General features: G+C 32.2%; 15 protein-coding genes. 12 read left to right on the forward strand and 3 right to left on the reverse strand.

The window, feature by feature from the left end:
• From guaA to yidC, 7 genes are all read left to right on the forward strand, one after another.
• Positions 1 to 1,166 (forward strand): glutamine-hydrolyzing GMP synthase (gene guaA / locus ABI657_RS04100; RefSeq protein WP_348095970.1); only part of this gene is annotated, 1,166 nt, incomplete at its 5' end.
• Between the two features lie 60 nt (positions 1,167 to 1,226).
• Positions 1,227 to 3,140: a LysM peptidoglycan-binding domain-containing protein gene (locus ABI657_RS04105; RefSeq protein WP_348095971.1), complete on the forward strand. Its 1,914-nt coding sequence runs from the start codon at positions 1,227 to 1,229 to the stop codon at positions 3,138 to 3,140.
• Between the two features lie 92 nt (positions 3,141 to 3,232).
• On the forward strand, positions 3,233 to 5,335 hold the full coding sequence (locus ABI657_RS04110; RefSeq protein ID WP_348095972.1) for a LysM peptidoglycan-binding domain-containing protein: 2,103 nt from the start codon (positions 3,233 to 3,235) through the stop codon (positions 5,333 to 5,335).
• Positions 5,335 to 5,736 carry an OsmC family protein gene (locus ABI657_RS04115; protein WP_348095973.1) on the forward strand — a complete coding sequence of 134 codons (402 nt, stop codon included), beginning with the start codon at positions 5,335 to 5,337 and terminating at the stop codon, positions 5,734 to 5,736. The genes ABI657_RS04110 and ABI657_RS04115 overlap by 1 nt, the downstream gene beginning before the upstream one ends.
• A 73-nt stretch (positions 5,737 to 5,809) precedes the next feature.
• A complete protein-coding gene (locus ABI657_RS04120; RefSeq protein ID WP_348095974.1) occupies positions 5,810 to 6,040 on the forward strand; it encodes a DUF3820 family protein in 231 nt (76 codons plus the stop codon).
• A gap of 177 nt (positions 6,041 to 6,217) precedes the next feature.
• Positions 6,218 to 7,840 carry a CTP synthase gene (locus tag ABI657_RS04125; protein WP_348095975.1) on the forward strand — a complete coding sequence of 541 codons (1,623 nt, stop codon included), beginning with the start codon at positions 6,218 to 6,220 and terminating at the stop codon, positions 7,838 to 7,840.
• A 69-nt stretch (positions 7,841 to 7,909) separates the two neighbouring features.
• Positions 7,910 to 9,817 carry a membrane protein insertase YidC gene (yidC, locus tag ABI657_RS04130; RefSeq protein ID WP_348095976.1) on the forward strand — a complete coding sequence of 636 codons (1,908 nt, stop codon included), beginning with the start codon at positions 7,910 to 7,912 and terminating at the stop codon, positions 9,815 to 9,817.
• A 74-nt stretch (positions 9,818 to 9,891) separates the two neighbouring features.
• On the opposite strand, the gene ABI657_RS04135 is transcribed toward yidC, so the two are convergent.
• Together ABI657_RS04135 and ABI657_RS04140 are read right to left on the reverse strand one after the other, a co-directional pair.
• Complete coding sequence (locus tag ABI657_RS04135; protein ID WP_348095977.1) at positions 9,892 to 11,022, reverse strand: GTP cyclohydrolase; 1,131 nt, start codon at positions 11,020 to 11,022, stop codon at positions 9,892 to 9,894.
• A gap of 61 nt (positions 11,023 to 11,083) precedes the next feature.
• Positions 11,084 to 12,100 carry a transporter gene (locus tag ABI657_RS04140; RefSeq protein WP_348095978.1) on the reverse strand — a complete coding sequence of 339 codons (1,017 nt, stop codon included), beginning with the start codon at positions 12,098 to 12,100 and terminating at the stop codon, positions 11,084 to 11,086.
• A 123-nt stretch (positions 12,101 to 12,223) separates the two neighbouring features.
• On the opposite strand from ABI657_RS04140, the gene ABI657_RS04145 reads away from it, so the two are divergent.
• The 5 genes from ABI657_RS04145 (at position 12,224) to ABI657_RS04165 (ending at position 18,528) form a co-directional block, all read left to right on the forward strand.
• Entirely contained in the window at positions 12,224 to 12,508 is a 285-nt protein-coding gene (locus tag ABI657_RS04145; protein ID WP_348095979.1) for a DUF4834 family protein, read from the forward strand.
• Between the two features lie 49 nt (positions 12,509 to 12,557).
• On the forward strand, positions 12,558 to 15,008 hold the full coding sequence (locus tag ABI657_RS04150) for a YfhO family protein (protein ID WP_348095980.1): 2,451 nt from the start codon (positions 12,558 to 12,560) through the stop codon (positions 15,006 to 15,008).
• A 66-nt stretch (positions 15,009 to 15,074) separates the two neighbouring features.
• Positions 15,075 to 16,361 carry a glycosyltransferase family 4 protein gene (locus ABI657_RS04155; RefSeq protein WP_348095981.1) on the forward strand — a complete coding sequence of 429 codons (1,287 nt, stop codon included), beginning with the start codon at positions 15,075 to 15,077 and terminating at the stop codon, positions 16,359 to 16,361.
• Between the two features lie 41 nt (positions 16,362 to 16,402).
• Positions 16,403 to 17,866 carry a polysaccharide biosynthesis C-terminal domain-containing protein gene (locus tag ABI657_RS04160; RefSeq protein WP_348095982.1) on the forward strand — a complete coding sequence of 488 codons (1,464 nt, stop codon included), beginning with the start codon at positions 16,403 to 16,405 and terminating at the stop codon, positions 17,864 to 17,866.
• A gap of 359 nt (positions 17,867 to 18,225) precedes the next feature.
• Positions 18,226 to 18,528, forward strand: a complete 303-nt coding sequence (locus ABI657_RS04165) for a hypothetical protein (protein WP_348095983.1) — start codon at positions 18,226 to 18,228, stop codon at positions 18,526 to 18,528.
• Between the two features lie 60 nt (positions 18,529 to 18,588).
• Here ABI657_RS04165 and uvrA read toward each other — a convergent pair whose 3' ends face one another.
• The gene (uvrA, locus tag ABI657_RS04170; protein ID WP_348095984.1) at positions 18,589 to 21,387 is read right to left on the reverse strand and encodes an excinuclease ABC subunit UvrA; all 2,799 of its coding nucleotides are present in this window, start codon (positions 21,385 to 21,387) and stop codon (positions 18,589 to 18,591) included.
• Between the last annotated feature and the right edge of the window lies 1 nt (position 21,388).

Raw genomic sequence — 21,388 nt, forward strand, 5'->3', positions numbered from 1 at the left:
ACAGCCAGGTTTGGATGAGCCATAGCGATAGTATCAAGGCTTTACCAACAAATGCGGTAAAATTAGCAAGCACACATGATGTAGAATTTGCGGCTTACAAAATTGAAGGTGAAACTACTTATGCTATTCAATATCATCCGGAGGTTTTCCATTCTACAGATGGATCAAAAATGCTAGAAAACTTTTTAGTTAATATTGCTGAAGTTCCTCAAAACTTTACACCTAACGCTTTCGTAGAAGAAATGGTGGGAGAATTAAAAGAGAAATTAGGAAACGACAAAGTAGTTTTAGGATTATCCGGAGGAGTTGATTCTACTGTAGCAGCAGTTTTATTGCATCAGGCAATTGGTAAAAACCTATACTGTATTTTTGTAAATAACGGTTTACTTCGTAAAAACGAATTCCAAAATGTATTAGATCAATACAAAGGAATGGGCCTTAACGTAAAAGGAGTAGATGCAGGAGATCGCTTTCTGGGCGAATTGGCCGGCATCAGTGATCCGGAAACGAAACGAAAAACAATTGGCCGTGTCTTTATCGAAGTTTTTGATGATGAATCACATTTGATCGAAGAAGTAAAATGGCTGGCACAGGGAACTATTTATCCTGATGTTATCGAATCGGTTTCTGTAAAAGGACCATCGGCAACTATTAAATCGCACCACAATGTTGGTGGATTGCCGGATTATATGAAATTAAAAATTGTAGAACCACTTAGAATGCTTTTTAAAGATGAAGTAAGAAGAGTTGGTGCTACTTTAGGAATAGATCCTGAACTATTAGGAAGACATCCGTTTCCTGGACCAGGGTTATCCATCAGGATTTTAGGGGATATTACTCCGGAGAAAGTTCAGATTTTGCAAGATGTTGATGCTGTTTTTATCGATGGATTAAAATCTTGGGGATTGTACGACAAAGTTTGGCAGGCTGGAGCTATTTTACTTCCGGTTAATAGTGTAGGAGTAATGGGCGATGAGCGAACTTATGAAAAAGTAGTGGCGCTTAGAGCGGTTGAATCTACAGACGGAATGACAGCTGACTGGGTTCATTTACCTTATGACTTCCTGATGAAAGTTTCAAATGATATTATTAATAAGGTAAGAGGCGTGAATCGCGTTGTTTACGATATAAGTTCAAAACCACCTGCAACAATTGAGTGGGAATAGTACTGTTTTTCAAATTAAGGCGTTACATTTGTAACGCCTTAATTTTTAAACCTACTATTTATGAGAGAACTTTTAACGATTTCTCTTGTGTTTATTTTGTTTTTTAACAAAATAGCTGCGCAAGATTTAGTTATTGAACACAAAATTCAGAAAGGGGAAACCGCGTATTTTATCGCACAAAAATATAAGGTTTCAGTGGATGAAATTTATAAACTCAATCCCGAATCACAAAACGGAATCAAAGACAATCAAATTATTAAGATTCCGGTTCACGCTGCAGAAAAAACAAATCAAGGCCAAATTACTCATGTTGTTGGAGAAAAAGAAACCCTTTTTGGTTTATCAAAACAATACGGTATTTCTGTAGAAATGATTCAAAATTCAAATCCAATTCTTGCCAATGGACTTCAAGCTGGTCAGGAATTAATAATTCTGCAAAACAATTCAAATCCTTCAAAACCTGCAGCGATAGCTTCTTCAAAAGGATCACATCTAGTGGTTGCCAAGGAATCATTGTTCAGCATTGCCAGACAATACAATGTATCGGTACAGGATTTAGAAAACCTTAATAAAGATTTACTTCAAAACGGATTGCAAATTGGTCAGACCATTGCCATTCCAAACAAAAGAAAAACACTCGATGGAAGAGTTCGTGTAATTAATCAGGAAACCATTTTCCATTTGGTAGAAGCTAAAGAAACCAAATTTTCAATTGCAAAAGAGCATGGTATTTCTATAGATCAGTTAGAATCTCAAAACCCTGAAATTGTTAATGGATTGGTTGTCGGTAATAAACTGGCCATCAATACAAAAGAAATTAAACCAATCAACGAGACTGAAGAATTGATGTTGGCTTTAGCCGAAAAGCAGGTCGTTCTTGAAAAAGGAAAAGCCAAAACAGTTGAAATTGATGATTTAAAAGACAGATTGATTGTTCAGAAGGAAATGAATCAGAAGATTATAAAAATCAATGATTTGAAACTGAATCTGAATGATATGAACGGTTCTAAAGACAATTCAGTTGAAAAATTGCGTTTGGTTTTAGAAGCCAATAAAAATGTACAGGATATTTTAATGTCAAAACTGGATTCATTGGTCAATACGATGAATAATGATTTAGTTGAATTAAAAAGAATGGACGTTTTGAATGTGGATGAATCAAAACGATTAGAGAAACAATCCTATGTAAGTATTGGAAAAACGAATGAATTATCTTCTCAACTCAAAAAAGAACTGGCTGAAAACCGAAAAGCATACGCTGGTTTGATGAATAAGGTAGAAAGAATTGCTGTTGAAGAAAATCAGGAATACAAGAAAAAAATCCGCGAAGGCGAAAAAAATAATAAAGTCACCTCATTGCAACAGCGTCTTTCGTTGGAAGAAATAAAAAGATATAAAATTGAGCAGGAAAAAGGAGATGTGCAAAATCAATTACTAATTTCTAAAATTGATTCTTTGGATACTCAAAAAACAATCGAAGTAAAACGTCACATTAGCAAAGCTTCTTATTATAGTATGGAGGCTAGGAAGTTTGATGATAAAGTGGCTTTGATTAAATTGAAAAAATATCAGGATGAAGCGATTAAAAATCAGAATAAAGAAAATCCGGCTGTAGTTTCTAAATCAGTTTCATTAGAAGAAATGAATCAGGAACTCAAAGAAAATCCTCTTAAAAATGAGAAGAATATTAAGATTGAAGTTTTTGAAAATCTTAAAGAAGTTTCTAATGGCTATTATCTGGTTTTAGGCATTTTTACAGATGCAATACCAAGAGATAAATTAATTATGAAGCTTATTGATTCAGGTGATTTTAACGCCAGCTTCTTCTTTAATATAAACAGTCTTTCTTATTATGTATACTCAGATAAATACAATAATATGGAAGAAGCATTATATCAATGCAAGAAAAAGGAAGAAAATGAGTTATATAAAAATGTTATTATTGCTAAGTCAGAAATTGATCTAAGGGAATAATTAGTAAAGAATTAACTAGTGGTCTGATTTTTGTTTTAAGCAGAAATTAGTATCTTGTCCGCATTAAGAATTAATTGTTTTAACATCTATTTATGAAATATTTTTTCACCCTATATTCTCTTGTTTTTTTTATTACCTGTTCTGCTTTTTCACAAGAGAAAGTAATTAAATACAGTGTTTCAAACGGAGAAACTATAAGTCAGATTGCTGAAAAATTTAAGGTTACACCTTATGATATTTACCAGTTAAATCCAGATGCCAGAACTTCATTAAAACCTAATACTGTTTTATTAATACCTAATACAAGTGGTAAGAATGTTGCAGTTAAAAAAGAAATTACAGCTAATAAAAAAGCAATACCTCAAAAAGTAAAAATTCATGAAGTTCAGCCAAAAGAAACACTTTTTGGTATTGAAAAGAAATATGGAGTTACTGATGAAGCCTTAAAAGCTGCAAATCCTTTTTTAATAACTGACGGTTTGCAAATTGGCCAGACATTAACTATTCCCTCAAATGGAACTGTTATAAAAACAAATATTGCCAAAACAGCAAGTCAGGAAAAATATGTATTTCATGATGTTTTGGCAAAAGAGACCAAATATTCAATTGCAAAAAAATATAAAACTACTATTGAAGATTTAGAAAAGCGTAATCCTGAAATTGTTGCCAATCTTCCTGTTGGATATAGATTAACTATAAAAGGAAATGCTCCTAGATCAGAAGTTCCAACTTCAGTTGCAGTAAATGATTCTAAACCAATTGAAGCTAAAAAACCGGTAGAAACTCCTAAAAAAGTTACTACTTATATGGAGTATCAGGTAAAACCAAAAGAAACTTTTTACAGTTTATCAAAAACCTTTCACACCTCCCAGGAAGAATTAACGGAGCTAAATCCAGCACTTTCTGAAGGAGTAAAAGAAGGTATGGTTTTAAAAGTTCCTTCAGGTTATGTTGCAGCTGTTCCAATTATTGCACAACAGCAACCAGCTGAAAAAACTTTGGATAAACCTATAGAGAAACCAGAAGAAAAAGCCTTAGATAAGCCTGCTTCTGGTGGAATAAAAATCATTGAAACTGTTAAGTCTGATGAAGCTGATCCGGAAGTAGTCGCCTTAACTAAAAAGAGAGGCGAAAATGACCGCAAAAAATTAGTTTTATTGTTGCCTTTTAATTTGTCTAAAATTCAAAATGATACATCAGACTCTGCTAATCAGATAAAAAATGATAAATTTCTGAATATGACTCTTGATTTTTATTCAGGTGCTTTAATGGCAATTGATTCGGCTAAGGCCTTAAAATTACCAATTGATATATCTATTTATGATTCTGAGGAAACCAAAAGTACTTCTAATGTTTCCAGTTTAATTTCCCAGAATAAACTACAGGATGCTAATGCTGTTATTGGGCCTTTTTACCAAACTAACGCTGAAACAACTGCTAATTCTTTACGCTTATATAATGTGCCGGTAATTTCACCCTTATCAAAAGATTCCGCTAATCCAATCGAAAATTTATATCAGTCAATACCAACAAATGATGTTGTTCGTAATTCGATTTTTGATTATATGCGTTCTAAAAACGGAAATATCGTCGCTGTTGTAGATAAGAAAAAAGAATCAGTAATCAGTTATATCAAACAAAATCAAAAGGGCGTCATTCTTGCTTCATTGACACAAACCGGAGGTTTGGATGTAGCCAATTTAAAAAGTTTATTACTGCCAAACAAAATGAATTATGTAGTAATGGAAACTGCCAATACAGCTATGGTTAAATCCACTATAAAAGCTCTAATTGAAGCTCAGAGAAGCTGTCAGGTACAATTGGTGATTTTAGAACCCAACAGCACTTTGGATACTGATGAAATTTATTTTGAAAACCTGGTAAAACTAAAATTAATGTATCCATCTGTTTCACGTGAGAGTGATGAACCTGCAGTGTTGATTTTTGAAAAAGAATACAGATTAAAAAATAAAGTAAATCCAAATACTTATGCAACCCGTGGATTTGATGTGACTTTTGATACAATGATGCGCTTAGTTCAGGGCAAAACCTACCAGGAAACTGCGGATTTGATTACGACCGAGCAGGTTGATAATAAATTTCAATATTATAAAAAGGAAGATGGAGGACACGCTAATAAGGGTGTTTATATTTTATATTACGATTCTGACTTAACTTTAAAAGTAGCAAATTAATGACATCCAAAGTAACTTATTTAGGCGATTTAAGAACAAAATCCGTACATATACACTCGGGGAGCGAAATTATTTCAGATGCACCATTGGATAATAACGGAAAAGGAGAAGCATTTTCTCCAACAGATACAGTAGCAAATGCTCTGGCAAGCTGCATGTTTACCATTATGGGAATTAAAGCACGTGACTTAAACGTAAATTTGGTTGATTCGACAGCTGAAGTAAAAAAAATCATGAATGCAGAACCACGAAGAATTGGCGCAATTGAAATTGTTTTTGAACTGAAAAGTGATGCCGATGAAAAAAGCAGAACAATTTTAGAACGTGCTGCAATGACTTGTCCGGTTTTTTTGAGTTTGAACTCTGAAATCGAAAAGAGGATTACTTTTAACTGGAAATAAAAGATATTAAAATAAATAAAGAAGCAGGAAAAAAGAGTTTGTACAATCTTTTTTCTTGCTTCTCTTTTTTAAAATGGAACAAGACAAAAAACAACTTATAAAACTAGCCCATACCAAAATGCCTTTCGGTAAATATGAAGGCTGGTTTCTTATTGATATTCCTGAATATTACATTGTCTGGTATCACAATAAAGGATTTCCAAAAGGAGAATTAGGGCAGCAATTAGCATTGATTTATGAGCTAAAATTAAACGGTCTGGAAGAATTAATCCGAAATATTAAAAAGCAATTTCCAAAGCCATAACAGATAGATAATTTAAAATTTAGTCCTGTTATAAAATAAAAATTATGGATTACGGAAACAGGTAATCATTCTAATTAAAAATTTGCAAATTATCTCATTCCTTAATTGAGAAATTATCTAATTAAATTTGTACTTTTGCCAAGTTTTTTACACAACTACAATACAAACAACAACAGAATGAATCAAACAAAATATATTTTTGTTACAGGCGGTGTGACTTCTTCATTAGGAAAAGGAATTATCGCGGCATCTTTAGCAAAATTGTTACAAGGAAGAGGCTACCGTACAACCATTCAAAAATTTGACCCTTACATAAACGTGGATCCGGGTACATTGAATCCGTATGAGCATGGAGAATGTTATGTAACAGATGATGGTGCAGAAACGGATTTGGATTTAGGTCACTACGAGCGTTTTTTGAACGTTCCTACTTCTCAGGCTAATAATGTTACTACAGGAAGGGTTTATCTTTCGGTTATTGAAAAAGAACGAAGAGGAGAATTCCTTGGAAAAACGGTTCAGGTTGTTCCTCATATTACAAACGAAATCAAGGACAGAATGCAATTACTGGGAAAATCCGGTGATTATGATATTGTCATTACTGAAATTGGAGGAACAGTTGGTGATATTGAATCACTTCCTTACATTGAGTCTGTTCGTCAGTTGGTTTGGGAATTGGGTGAAAATAACGGAATTGTTATTCATTTAACTTTAGTTCCCTATTTGGCTGCTGCAGGGGAGTTAAAAACAAAACCTACTCAGCACTCTGTAAAAACGTTGATGGAAAGCGGTATCAAAGCAGATATTTTAGTTTGTAGAACAGAGCATGAATTGTCTCCGGAACTACGCAACAAATTAGCTTTGTTTTGTAATGTAAAAAGAGAAGCAGTAATTCAGTCTATTGATGCTTCAACAATATACGAAGTTCCAAATTTAATGCTTGAGGAAGGATTAGATGTTGTGGCTTTGAAAAAATTGGATTTACCTAAAAAAGCAGCTCCGGATTTAAAAACATGGAATACTTTTTTACGCAGGTTAAAAAATCCCAAACACACCGTCAATATTGGTTTGATTGGTAAATATGTAGAAATGCAGGATTGCTACAAATCTATCTTAGAGGCGTTCATTCATGCAGGTGCTTCAAATGAAACTAAAGTAAATGTAATCTCAATTCACTCAGAACACATTACTACAGAGAATGTGGAGGAAAAATTAAGACCTCTTGACGGAGTTTTAGTTGCCCCTGGATTTGGTGAAAGAGGTATCGAAGGAAAAATCGAGGCCGTTCGTTTTGCACGTGAAAATAATATCCCGTTTTTCGGAATTTGTTTAGGAATGCAAATGTCAATAATTGAATATTCCAGAAATATTTTAGGTTATTCTGAGGCAAATTCTACAGAGATGAATGAAAAAACAAAACATCCGGTCGTGAATTTGATGGAAGAGCAAAAAACAATTACCGATAAAGGCGGAACAATGCGTCTTGGAGCCTGGAAATGTGATATTAAGCCAAATACTTTAGCGTATAAAATTTACGGAGAAAAAACAATATCAGAGCGTCACCGTCACCGTTATGAGTACAATAATAAGTATAAAGACGAATTGCAGAAAGCTGGGTTAATTGCATCAGGAGTTAATCCTGACACAGGTCTAGTTGAAATTATAGAGTTAGAAAATCATCCATTTTTCATTGGTGTTCAATACCATCCTGAATACAAAAGTACGGTTGCTAATCCCCACCCAATTTTTGTAAACTTTGTGGCAGCTGCGGTTAATGCACATAAAAAAAATAATAATTAATATTTTAACGATGTAACTTTTTAGTTAAACTCGTAACTAATACTATAACGAATAACTTTTTAAACTATAATGGAAGAAAAAAAATTTGATCTTAATTCAATCATAGGTTTTGTATTGATATTTGGAATTTTGATTTGGATTATGTACCAAAATCAACCTTCTGATAAAGAAATTGCTGCTGAAAAAGCCAAGAAAGAATTAGTAGCGAAACAAGAAGCTCAGGCTAAAACTGATAAAACAAAAACTGCTGTTTTGCCAGTTGCTGCAGTAACTCCAGGAGATACAGTTCAGTTGGCACAACTGCAAAAAACATTAGGTGGTTTTGCATATTCTGCTACGCTTCCTTCAGCAAAAGAATCTTTTACTATAATTGAAAACGAAAAGATCAAACTAAAAATCGCTAATAAAGGTGGTTATGTAGTTGAAGCGACACTAAAAGAATTCGAAAGATTTGAAAAAGGTTCAAAGCAATTAGTTGAATTGATTAAAGACAATAATGCTAATTTGAATATTCAGTTGCAAACAACAGATAACAGAACTTTAAATTCTAAAGATCTGTTTTTTGAGCCTACGCTAACTAAAGTAGGTGGTGATCAAATTCTGTCAATGCGTTTGAAAGCAGGTGCAAATGAATTTTTAGAATACAAATATATTTTAAAACCAAATGATTATTTAGTTGGATTTGATATACGTTCTCAAGGCTTAAATAAAGTTTTAAATTCTTCTAAACCGTTAGATTTAGTCTGGGATTTGAAGACCTATAGAAATGAAAAAAGTATTTCGTATGAAAATCGTTATGCTGAGATTTATTATAGCTATGAAGATGGTAAGGAAAGTTATGTAGGTCAGGGAGATAATAAAGAAGAAACTCCTGAGAAAGTAGATTATGTTGCATTTAAACAACACTTTTTTACAACAATTCTACATACAAATACTTCTTTTGAAAAATCGAAATTGGTATCTCAAAACTTAGTTAAGGATGAAAAAATAGATACGGTTTTTACAAAACAATTTAAAGCGACTATTCCTTTAGCATTTTCTAATGGAGAGATTGATTATAAAATGAATTGGTATTTTGGGCCTTCAGATTATAAAGTATTAAAATCTTACGACAAAAATTTCCAAAAAATTATTCCGCTTGGTTGGGGTATTTTTGGATGGATTAATAAATGGATTTTTATTCCTTTATTCGGATTTTTAAGCTCCTATATTGCGTACGGAATTGCTATTATTATTTTTACAATTTTGATAAAATTAGCGATGTCGCCAATAACCTATAAATCGTTCCTGTCTCAGGCTAAAATGAAAGTTTTGCGTCCTGAAATTGCAGAGTTGGGAGAAAAATTCAAAAAAGACCCAATGAAGAAACAACAGGAAACGATGAAGTTATACAATAAAGCAGGCGTAAACCCAATGGCAGGATGTATTCCGGCATTGATTCAGCTTCCTTTTATGTATGCGTCATTTCAGTTTTTTCCATCAGCTTTTGAATTAAGACAAAAAAGTTTTCTTTGGGCAAACGATTTATCATCATTTGATGCAGTAGTAAAGTTGCCATTTCATATTCCTTTATATGGTGATCATATCAGTTTGTTTCCAATTTTGGCAGCCATTGCAATTTTCTTTTATATGAAAATGACTTCCGGTGATCAACAAATGGCGGCCCCACAGCAGGAAGGTATGCCGGATATGGCGAAAATGATGAAAATCATGATTTATGTTTCACCATTAATGATGTTAATCTTTTTCAATAGCTACGGTGCAGGATTGAGTTTGTATAACTTTATTTCTAACTTAATTACAATAGGAATTATGTTTGTTATTAAAAATTATATTGTAGATAATGATAAAATTCACGCTCAAATACAGGAGAACAAATTGAAAGAGCCTAAGAAACAAGGTAAATTTCAACAAAAACTTCAAGAGGTAATGGCGCAGCAGGAAGAGGCTAAAAAAGCTCAGAATAAAAAGAAATAATTTTCTCTACTATATTAAAAAACAAAAAGGCTAAAATCTAAGATTTTAGCCTTTTTTTTAAGAAATCTAATGAATTAGTTCACATCTACTAAATCTTTACGATAGGTTTTTCGTTGGCAGTGTATCTTCGGGTCAAAGTTTTTCCAGAGCAAATGAATGGCATTATTCTCTAACAATTCGGGCGTTCTGATACAGTTCTCAATTCCTTTTGCTGAAAAGGTCTTATAGTATTCATCAAAAATAATAGCAGTAACGCCTTTATTTTGGTAATCGGGATGAACTCCAATAAGATAAAAAACAACATCCTTACTATACTTTCTGGCACGTAATAAATGAATAAATCCAAATGGGAATAATTTTCCTTTTGCTTTTTGTAAAGCTTCCGTAAAACTAGGCATTACAATACTGAAGGCTATTAATTTATCATCTTTATCAACAACAAATTTTATATATTCAGGATTTATAAAGCTGATGTATTTCTTTTTAAAGTACTCTTTCTGAACATCTGAGATAGCAACAAAGGAAGCTAGTTTTTCATATGATTCATTAAACAAATCAAACATTTTGTCAACATATGGCATAATGTCTTTTGTTTTGGTAAAAGTCAGGGATTTTAAACCATATCTTTTTTTGATGAGTTCCTGAGCTTTGAGGAAAAATTCAGGTTTTACATTGGAAAACGGAAAAATACTTTCAATATATTCCTTTTCAACCCTGAAACCAAGCTGTTCAAAATGAGTTACATAATAGGGATTATTATACCATGTAATCATAGTTCCTATTTGATCATAACCTTCTGTAAGAACTCCAACCTTGTCTAAATTAGAAAATCCCATTGGACCTTCAACATGTTCAAGATTGTTCTTTTTTCCCAGTTCATATACTTTTTCAAGTAAGGCTTTCGTAATTTCAATATCGTCAATAACATCAAACCATCCAAAACGCACTTTCTTTTTATGTTGGTTGTTTACTTCTCCCCAGTTGATGATAGCAGTAATTCTCCCTACGATTTCATTATTTTTATAAGCTAAATAAAAATAAGCTTCAGCATTTTCAAAAGCTGGATTTTTAGTTTTGTCGAATGATTCTAACTCATCAGAGATAATAGGTGGCACCCAATATGGATTGTCTTTGTATAAAGTGAAAGGAAATTTAATATATTGAGTTAATTCCTTTTTAGTTTTCGCTTCTTTAATTGTAATCATTTAAGCTTAGTTTATAATTTATTTCCTTTAAGGATTTTGCAAAAGTATTTATTATGCTACATTATTCATATTTGGATTTTCTCTTTCTTTCCTGCTCCTGATAATCAATGTTTTTTTGATCTTCTTCTTTTATTTTTTCGTCTTTAGATTTTTTGCTTTTTGACTTTTTTTCTTTGCCAAATTGCATTTGCTGCTCTTTATATTTTGTGTCATAACGCCATGAAAATCCAACACCACCATACAGAACCGAAGGTGTGTTTTTAAAATTACTGCTTATCGAAGCATCGATTTGCATGTTTGCTGAAAGTAAATAAGCAGCCCCGCCTCTAAGAATAGCATCACTGTATAAATCACTTTTATAACCCTGGTTCTCAATGAATCCTGACCATGTGCTGTTAAAACCATGAGTAAGTGTTACAACATATCCATAACCTGAGTAATCTGTTGTAATATAATCAGCGATAATATTGGATACTAAAACCCATCTTCCATCACCAAAATGGTTTTGTGTAATTAGCATTACTTTTGGAGAAATGCCAGACTCAGCTGAAGAAAAATTTAATGTATTGGAGCCATATGCATAAGGATTGTCCTCAAAAACAAAATTGGCACCAGCAAATACAGAAATTGCGGGAATCAATTGATGCCAGTCAAATCTTTTATTTTCTTTATAACTATAAATGTTGACATCTTTTTTATAATTTTTGAATGGATCATAAATCAAATATTTAGCTCCTAATATAGTCTGCCTAAAATCATTTTTCTTAAAACTGGTAAATGGTGTAGTGAATTCTTCGCTTTGATATTGTATATCTGCAATAAGCTCCAGTTTTTCAAGAAAAAGCCCCCATCTTAACGTTAAATCTGTACCAAATCCATTGGCTGTATAATTTTGCAAATCATGTTTTTGACTAATTCCGTAAAAACCAATTTCAGCCTGAATAACAGATTTTCCAACAGAGAATGCCGACATTGTTTCACCTGGACGGTTTGAATTGATGTCATCCGTGTATTGTGCAAAAAAAAGTTGAGGAATAAAACAAAGACCAGTTATAAAAAAGTTTTTAATTTGTAACATACCTGCATTTTTTGATTAAAAAGTTATAACGCATTTCAAATGTACTATATTTTATTATTTATTTAAGATTGATATTTTAAATTTGAACGTTTGATTTATTAATTTTGGAAAAAATATACAATTATGCAAGAAGCATCTTTTTCAGGTTTGATGAAAGCTATTTTTTATATGATAGCCTTTTATTATATTTTTAAGTTTTTAGCTAAAATATTTTTACCTGTATTGGTCAAAAAAGCAGTTGAAAAAGCAGGAGAAAATTTTCAGAGACAACAACAATATAGTCATGATAATTTATGGCAAAAAAAACATACTAATAATGAGGACATAATCATCAATACTGCTAACGCAAAAAATCCCCGCGAAACCAAAAAAGTAGGTGATTATGTGGATTACGAAGAAATAGATTAAGTTTGTGCCAATTATCATAAATTTTATTCTTTAACCAAACCTGCCAAAATTGAAAGTAGTAAATAAGTTTTATCCGCATGTCCTTGTAATACTAGGATTTATTCTTGTATCCTTAATTTATTTTTATCCTGTTTTGCAGGGAAAGCAAATTTTTCAGTCCGATATAGCACAATATACCGGAATGGCAAAGGAGCAAAATGATTTTAGAGCTGCTGAAAATAAAGAGCCATATTGGACAAACTCTGCTTTTGGAGGTATGCCAACTTATCAGTTAGGAGCCAATTATCCAAATGATTATGTTGGTAAATTAGATGATTTATTACGCTTTTTGCCACGTCCTGCCGATTATTTATTTTTGTACTTCTTAGGTTTTTATGGACTTTTATTAGTTTTGAAAACAGATCCTTTAAAAGCATTTATTGGCGCCATTGCATTTGGTTTTTCAACGTACTTAATTATCATACTTGGTGTAGGACATAATGCCAAGGCACATGCAATTGCTTATATGCCTTTGGTTATTGCAGGATTTATTCTCGTTTTTCAAAAAAAATATATTTGGGGAGGTATCCTCACAATGTTTGCGGTTGCGTTAGAGATTAATGCCAATCACTTTCAAATGACCTATTACCTGCTGATTTTTCTGTTGATACTTTCAGGTTATTTTACTTTCAATTTTATTAAAGAAAAAGAGTTCAAATCTCTTATGGTTTCTATTGGAGTTTTGACTACAGCCGGAATTTTTGCTATTGGCGCCAATGCAACCAATTTATTAGCAACAAATGAATATGCTAAATTTAGTACGCGCAGCAACAGCGAATTGACTTTTAATCCTGATGGAAGTAAAAAAACCTCTGAAAACGCTTTAAGTCACGAATATATTACAGAATACAGCTATGGAATCGCCGAAAGCTTTAACTTGATTTCACCAAGGCTTTTTGGGGGATCCAATCATGAAAATGTGGGCACAGATAGCCGTATGTATTCTTTTATGATTGAACAGGGTGTTCCTGCAGGCCAGGCTCAGGACTTTGTTTCCGGGATGCCTACTTATTGGGGAGATCAGCCAATTGTAGCTGCTCCTGCGTATATTGGAGTTATTGTTTTCTTTTTAGGAGTTTTGGCATTGTTTATTGACGATAGAAAAATTAAATATGTATTTCTTTCAGGAGCATTAGTAGCTTTAATATTATCATGGGGTAAAAACTTTGCATTATTGACTGACTTTTTTATTGATTACATTCCGATGTATGATAAGTTCAGGGCAGTTTCCTCTATTCAGGTTATATTAGAATTATGTTTTCCAGTTTTGGCTATAATGGGATTACAATCTTTTTTTAAAGCTAAAGAAGAACCTAAACTGCAACAAAAAGCATTAATTCAAACTGGAGTTTTTGGTTTAGGCATTATTATCATACTAGTAATAGCTAAAGGCTTTTTTCACTTTACAGGCAGCAATGATAATTATTTTTTACAAAGTTACGGACCTGATTTTGTCGAAGCTTTAAAAGAAGACAGAATGACTTTGTATTCAGCGGATTTGTTGCGCTCAGGATTTTTTATAATACTTGTTTTTGCACTTCTTTGGTTATTTGTCAAAAATAAACTGTCACAAAATACGACCTTGATTTTAGTTGGTCTCTTAATGATTTTTGATTTGTTCTTTGTAGATAAAAAATATGTTTCAGCAAAAGATTTTGTTAGTCCGGTAGAAATTGCGGCTCCTTTTCAGCAAACACCTTCTGATGCCCAGATTTTAAAAGATACAACTCATTACAGGGTTTTTGAAGTAAATGGAAATATGTCAAGTGCCCGTGCCTCTTATTTTCATAATTCGTTAGGAGGATATCACGCCGCAAAACCACGAAGAATGCAGCAGTTATTTGATTATCAGATTGCAAAAAATAACATGCAGGTTTTGGATATGCTGAATGTAAAATACATTATTCAAACTGACAAAGAAGGTAAAGAATTTCCAACAATCAATCCCAATACTAATGGTAATGCCTGGTTTGTAAATTCTGTTAAACTGGTAAATAAACCAGATGATGCTATGAAAGCGCTCGATTATATCGATACTAAAAAAGCAGCTGTTTTTAATGTACATGATTATGAGAGTAAATTTAAAAGTGCAAGATTAAAGAAAAAATGGGGCACTACTGGTTCAATTATAGTTATTGAATATAAGTCCAATTATATTAAATATCAGTCTGATAATACAAAAGAAGGATTGGCTGTTTTCTCTGAAATATATTATAAAAATGGATGGAATGCTTATGTTGATGGCAATTTAACAGATCATTTTCCTGTAAACTATGTTTTAAGAGCCATGGAAATTCCGGGAGGAAAACACACTATTGAATTTAAATTTGAACCTAAAGTAGTAAAAACTGGAAGTACTATTGCATTAATAAGTTCAATTGGAATGTTGTTACTTTTGATTGGTGGAGTTTATTTTGAAAAAAAGAAGAACAATACTGTTGATACAAAATTTATAAACTAAAATTAGTTATAGATTTTAGTACTATTATAGCAATCAATTTCAATAATTTTAAACGCAACAATTTTCTTGGAACAAAAAAAGCTTTTAATTATTACCTATTATTTTCCGCCTGCTGGAGGTCCTGGAGTGCAGCGATGGTTGAAATTTGTAAAATATTTGCCTGAATTTGGTATTCAGCCAATTGTTTATGTTCCTGAAAATCCTACTTATCCAATTGTTGATGAAAGATTGGTAGACCAAATTTCTGATAAGGCAGTTGTTCTTAAGAATAAAATCTGGGAACCTTATCAACTGGCTTCAGTATTTTCTAAGAATAAAATAAAAAAAATAAGTTCCGGAATTTTTCCTCACCAAAAAAAACAAACTTTTTTAGATAAGGCTTTTCTGTGGGTTCGTGGTAATCTTTTTATTCCGGATGCACGTGTTTTTTGGGTAAAGCCTTCTGTTTCCTATCTTGAGAAATATATTAAAAAGAACAATATTAATACAATTGTAACTTCAGGCCCTCCACATAGTCTCCATTTGATCGGTTTAGAATTAAAGCAGAAATTAAATGTAAAATGGTTTGCAGATTTCCGCGATCCCTGGACTACAATTGGTTACCATAAAGCATTGCGTTTATCCGGCTATGCAGCAAAAAAGCACAAAAAATTAGAGCATATAGTCTTGAATACTGCTGATACTATTATCGTAACAAGTAAAACGACAAAAACTGAATTCCAGGCTATAACTAGTAAGCCAATTTCAGTTATTACGAATGGTTATGATATAGAAAATGTTGAGAAACAAATTTTGGATACCAAATTTACTTTGGCACACATAGGATCATTTTTGTCTGATAGAAATCCTGAATTTTTGTGGGAATGCCTGATTGAATTACTTAATGAAATTCCTGATTTTAAATCTAGTTTGGAAATTAAATTAATAGGGGCTGTAAGCCAGGAAGTTCTTGATTCCATATCAGAGTTTAATTTGAGTGAATACCTGAATATTCTGGGTTATGTTTCTCATCATGAGGCTATTGTCCATCAAAAAAAATCACAGGTTTTGCTTCTTATCGAAATTAATTCTGAAGACACCAAAAGTATAATTCCAGGCAAATTATTTGAGTATATAGTTTCTGAACGCCCAATAATTGCTATTGGTCCAAAGGGTTCTGATTTTGCTGAGATTATAAAAGAAACAAATACCGGAGTATTTTTTGATTATTCTGAAAAACAGAAATTAAAAAGTGTAATTTTGGACTTTTATAATCAATTTCTGGAAGGGAGATTACAAGCAAATGGTATTGGTTTGCAACAATACGCAAGAAAAAACCTAACGAAACAATTAGTGCAGTTAATTAGTGAATAATAAGTTGCAAGAATCAGAAATCTAAATTTATAAGTCCAAAAATGGGTATTGTTTTAAATCAGTCCTTCAAAAATACGATTATAACCTACATAGGCTTTGGAATTGGAGCCATTAATACACTTTATTTATATCCGATATATTTAGGCGCTACCTATTATGCCCTTACAAATTATATTTTATCTGCAGCTAACGTCATCATGCCTTTATTTGCAATTGGAATGCAGAATACATTGGTAAAATTCTATTCACAATACAATACAGAGGAAGAAAAAGAGCAATTTTTGTCTTTTACTGCATTGTTTCCACTGTTAATGTGTATTCCGTTAGGAATTATTGGAATCTTTTTTTTTGATGATATAACAAATTTCATTTCTAAAGAAAATCCAGTTGTAAAAGAGTTTATCCTTTTAATTCCTTTTATCGGAATTTGTATGGCCTATTTTGAAATTTTTTATGCCTGGGCCAGAGTACATATGCACTCTGTTTTTGGAAATTTTATTAAAGAAGTGGGGCTGCGTTTATTTTCATCTGTAGCATTGATTGGGCTTTATTTTCATTGGATAACTTTAATAGAGTTTGTGTATCTAACTGCCGCCATTTATTTTATTGCTTTTTTGATTACTATGTTTTACGCTTTTTATATCAAAAAACCGAGATTTCAAATTACAATTCCGGAAAATGTGAAAAATGTAATGGAATATACTTTTTTCATTATTCTTTCGGGTAGTGTTGCCAATTTGCTTTTGGATGGCGATAAACTGATGCTGAACCAGTATATGAAAATAGAAAATATTGCGTATTATTCGGTAGCGACATATATTGCGCTGGTAATTTCTGTACCCAGTCGGGCTATGCATCAGATAGTATACCCGATTACTGCAAAATTAATGCATGAGGATAAACATGACGAATTGAATAATTTGTACAAAAAAACGTCTATCAATTTACAAATTGTTGGGGGTTTTGTAATGTTATGCATTTTTGTAAATATAAATCAATTGTATGAAATAGTTCCTGAGGAATACAGAGGTGGAATTCCAGTTGTTTTTATGATTGGATTGTCTAAATATTTTGACTTGATTTTAGGTAATAACAATGCTATTATTTTTAATACTAAATACTATAAAATGGTATTGTATCTCGGGTTAGGACTAGTCATTTTAACCATCATTTTAAATATGATTTTTATTCCGGTTTGGGGAATAATAGGGTCGGCATTTGCAACATTACTTTCTATCACATTTTATAGTTTGGCTAAGTTGCTTTTTGTGGTAAAACGTTTGCATTTGTACCCTTTTACTAAACAAACAGTAGAATCATTACTATTGACCTTCGTGCTTTTTTTAATGTTTTATTTTTGGGAATTCCCATTTTATCCTCTTATTAGTATTGTATTAAAATCGATAATCGTTACAATTTTATATGTTTATCTGAATTATAAATTTTCAATATCTGTTGAAATTAATCAGGTTATAAATAATCTGTTAAGAAAAATAAAAATTTAAACTCTGATTATACAATAAATAACTTAGGATTTATTTCAATAATTTAAAATTGGAAGAGCTGTCTTTAATTTAATCTGTTCATAGTATATTGCCTGGACAGAAATCAACCATTACACTAATTAATCATTATTTTACATATAAAGGCTTTTGTATGTTGATATTCCATAAGTTATTTTGCTAATTGTGTAAGTAATTATATCAAAACAGGTTTATTTTTGTTGATTATTAACTGTTTCTTTTTTATACTATTACATTTAGGATAATATCACTAAAAGTGGGTATTGTTAAAGAAGTTGTTATTTTTTAATTTTGTTAAACTAAATTTCAGAAAATTACTCTGATTTATTGAAGTAAAAATTATGATAGGTAATCAATTTAACAACGAGGAAGAAAGTTTGCAAGTGTTTTCTAATATGATATCTAAAAAGGTTCATAATGGATTTGTGCTTGAAGAAAGAAATGATAAAATGCTTTTCGCTGTACTTTCTAAAGGTGGAAAAGCTGTTGATCACGGATTTAATTTTGTTATTTTTTGTTTAACACTAGGGCTATGGTCTGTAGCATGGCTATACCTTACTATAGAAGCCTCTAAACAAAAAAAGATCTTAGTTGCCATTGATGAAGATGGCGTTCCTTTTGAAGAAAGATGTTTGGTTGCTTAAATAATCAGATGTTAAAACAAATATATAGAGCCACGAATTATTAATCGTGGCTTATTTTATTTAAGTCAGTTTTTCTTTTAGATATGCACCTGTAATTGACTTTTTATTTTTTACAATATCCTCCGGAGTTCCACTAGCTAATAAATATCCTCCGTTTTCACCTCCTTCAGGTCCGAGATCAATAATCCAGTCGGCGCATTTTATAAGATCAAGATTGTGTTCGATTACAATAATAGAATGTCCTTTTTCTATTAAAGCTTCAAACGAAGCCAGTAATTTTTTGATATCATGAAAATGTAAACCCGTGGTTGGCTCATCAAAAACAAAAAGCGCTTTTTCTTTTGTTACACCTTTTACTAAAAAGGATGCTAATTTGATACGTTGTGCCTCTCCTCCTGAAAGAGTAGAAGATGATTGGCCTAATTGTACATATCCTAAACCTACATCCTGAAGAGGCTGCAATTTCTGAGTAATTTTAGTTTGTTTGTTTTTTTCAAAAAAAGAAATTGCATCATCGATAGTCATGGTCAGAATATCATGGATGTTTTTATTATCGAAAGTGATTTCTAAAATCTCTTTTTTGAATCGTTTTCCTCCACAAGTCTCACATGGTAAAGAAACATCAGCCATAAATACCATTTCAACATTTATTGAGCCTTCCCCTTTACAGGTTTCGCATCTGCCTCCATCAACATTAAAAGAAAAATGTTTGGCCTGATAACCTCTTATTTTGGATAGTTTTTCTTTTGCATATAAATCACGAATATCATCATAAGCTTTTATATATGTAACAGGATTGGATCTTGAACTTCTTCCAATTGGGTTCTGGTCAACGTATTCTATATGTTTTATTTGAGAAAAAGAACCGCTGATTTCACTAAACTGGCCGGCTTTTTCGGAAGCATTCTCCAGTTTTTTCTGCATGGCAGGAAATAAAATTTTCTTGATCAATGTACTTTTTCCACTTCCTGAAACTCCGGTAATAACTGTTAAAACATCCAAAGGAAAAGTAACATCAATATTTTTTAGGTTATTTTCTCTGGCACCAATAATATCAATGTGATTTTTGAATTTTCTTCTTTTCTTTGGAACAGAAATTTCAAAATCTCCGTTTAGGTATTTTGCAGTCAATGAATCTGATTGTAAGATTTCATCATAAGTTCCCTGAGCGACCAAATTCCCTCCAAAAGTTCCTGCTTCCGGACCAATATCAATAATCATATCAGCAGCTTTCATAATATCTTCATCATGTTCAACTACAATTACGGTATTGCCCAAGTCACGAAGAGAAAGCAAAACTTTAATTAAGCGTTCTGAATCTTTAGGATGTAAACCTATACTTGGTTCATCTAGAATATACATAGAACCTACCAAACTGCTTCCAAGAGATGTTGCTAAGTTAATTCTTTGTGATTCTCCCCCTGAGAGTGTTGCAGAATTTCTGTTCAGTGTAAGGTAATCCAAACCAACTTCTGTTAGAAATGATAATCGATTGTTGATTTCAACCATCAAGCGTTTCGCAATTTGCTGTTCGTAAACATTCAAATCGATATTTTTAAAAAAAGTGACCAAATGTTTAATGGGCAAATCTACAAGGTCTGATACTGTTTTTCCGTTAATTTTTACGTAGGATGCCTCTTCGCGTAAACGTTTTCCCCGACAGGAATAACATTTTGTTTTTCCCCGGTATCGTGATAGCATTACACGGTTCTGAATTTTATAATTTTTTTCTTCCAGTTCCTTAAAAAAATCATTTAGACCCTGAAAGTACTGATTTCCCTTCCAGATTAAATCTTTCTGATCTTCTGTTAGTTCAAAATAAGGTTTGTGAATTGGAAAATCAAATTTGTAAGCGTGCTTTACCAATTCATCTTTGTACCAGCTCATACTATCGCCTCTCCATGGATAAATTGCGCTTTCAAAAACGGATAATGAAGTATTTGGAATGACTAAATCAGCATCAATACCAATAATATTGCCATAGCCTTCGCAAACAGGGCAAGCTCCATAAGGATTATTAAAACTAAATAGATGCACGTTTGGTTCCAGAAATGTAATACCGTCCAATTCAAAATTATTCGAATAAGTAAGTCTTCTCTCAGCACTTAATTCTTGTAAATAACAAATTCCTTTTCCTTCAAAAAAAGCAGTTTGTACAGCATCAGCCAGACGATTGTAAAATTCTTCTTCGTCTTTGACAATAATTCTGTCAATAACTAATAAGATATCCCGATTGTCCAATTTATGGAGATTGGTAGGTGTAAATTCGTCTAAACGAACCATTTCATTATCAACTAAAATGCGTGCAAAGCCTTGCTGTAAAAGAACTTTTAGTTTGTCTTCGAGTTGTCTGCCTTCCTCAAGATGAATAGGCGAAAGCAACACCCATTTACTGTCTAATTCGAAATTTTTTACATCAGTGACAACATCGCTTACCGTGTTTTTTTTGACTTCGCTCCCAGAAACTGGCGAGTAAGTACGACCAATCCTGGCAAATAGAAGTTTGATGTAATCATAAATTTCTGTGGAAGTTCCAACTGTCGAACGGGCATTGGTTGTGTTTACTTTTTGTTCAATTGCAATCGCAGGAGCAATCCCCTTAATATATTCTACTTTTGGTTTGTCTAACCGGCCTAAAAATTGTCTTGCATATGAAGATAGGCTTTCAACATACCGTCGTTGTCCTTCAGCATATAGAGTATCAAAAGCCAAGCTTGACTTTCCTGACCCTGAAAGTCCTGTAATAACTACAAGTTTATTTCTGGGTATGGCAACATCTACATTTTTCAGATTATGTACTTGTGCACCTTTAATGATAATATTATGTTTTGGGTCTAATGTTGAAAGGTCAATTTCCATA

This window comes from Flavobacterium sp. (assembly GCF_039930565.1).
GTDB lineage: Bacteria > Bacteroidota > Bacteroidia > Flavobacteriales > Flavobacteriaceae > Flavobacterium.

Coding starts and splice junctions, on each gene's coding strand:
- ABI657_RS04125 (WP_348095975.1), top strand. CDS start 6,218: ATGAATCAAACAAAATATATTTTTGTTACAGGCGGTGTGACTTCTTCA.
- ABI657_RS04135 (WP_348095977.1), bottom strand. CDS start 11,022: ATGATTACAATTAAAGAAGCGAAAACTAAAAAGGAATTAACTCAATAT.
- uvrA (WP_348095984.1), bottom strand. CDS start 21,387: ATGGAAATTGACCTTTCAACATTAGACCCAAAACATAATATTATCATT.
- ABI657_RS04145 (WP_348095979.1), top strand. CDS start 12,224: ATGCAAGAAGCATCTTTTTCAGGTTTGATGAAAGCTATTTTTTATATG.
- ABI657_RS04105 (WP_348095971.1), top strand. CDS start 1,227: ATGAGAGAACTTTTAACGATTTCTCTTGTGTTTATTTTGTTTTTTAAC.
- yidC (WP_348095976.1), top strand. CDS start 7,910: ATGGAAGAAAAAAAATTTGATCTTAATTCAATCATAGGTTTTGTATTG.
- ABI657_RS04110 (WP_348095972.1), top strand. CDS start 3,233: ATGAAATATTTTTTCACCCTATATTCTCTTGTTTTTTTTATTACCTGT.
- ABI657_RS04120 (WP_348095974.1), top strand. CDS start 5,810: ATGGAACAAGACAAAAAACAACTTATAAAACTAGCCCATACCAAAATG.
- ABI657_RS04115 (WP_348095973.1), top strand. CDS start 5,335: ATGACATCCAAAGTAACTTATTTAGGCGATTTAAGAACAAAATCCGTA.
- ABI657_RS04160 (WP_348095982.1), top strand. CDS start 16,403: ATGGGTATTGTTTTAAATCAGTCCTTCAAAAATACGATTATAACCTAC.
- ABI657_RS04165 (WP_348095983.1), top strand. CDS start 18,226: ATGATAGGTAATCAATTTAACAACGAGGAAGAAAGTTTGCAAGTGTTT.
- ABI657_RS04140 (WP_348095978.1), bottom strand. CDS start 12,100: ATGTTACAAATTAAAAACTTTTTTATAACTGGTCTTTGTTTTATTCCT.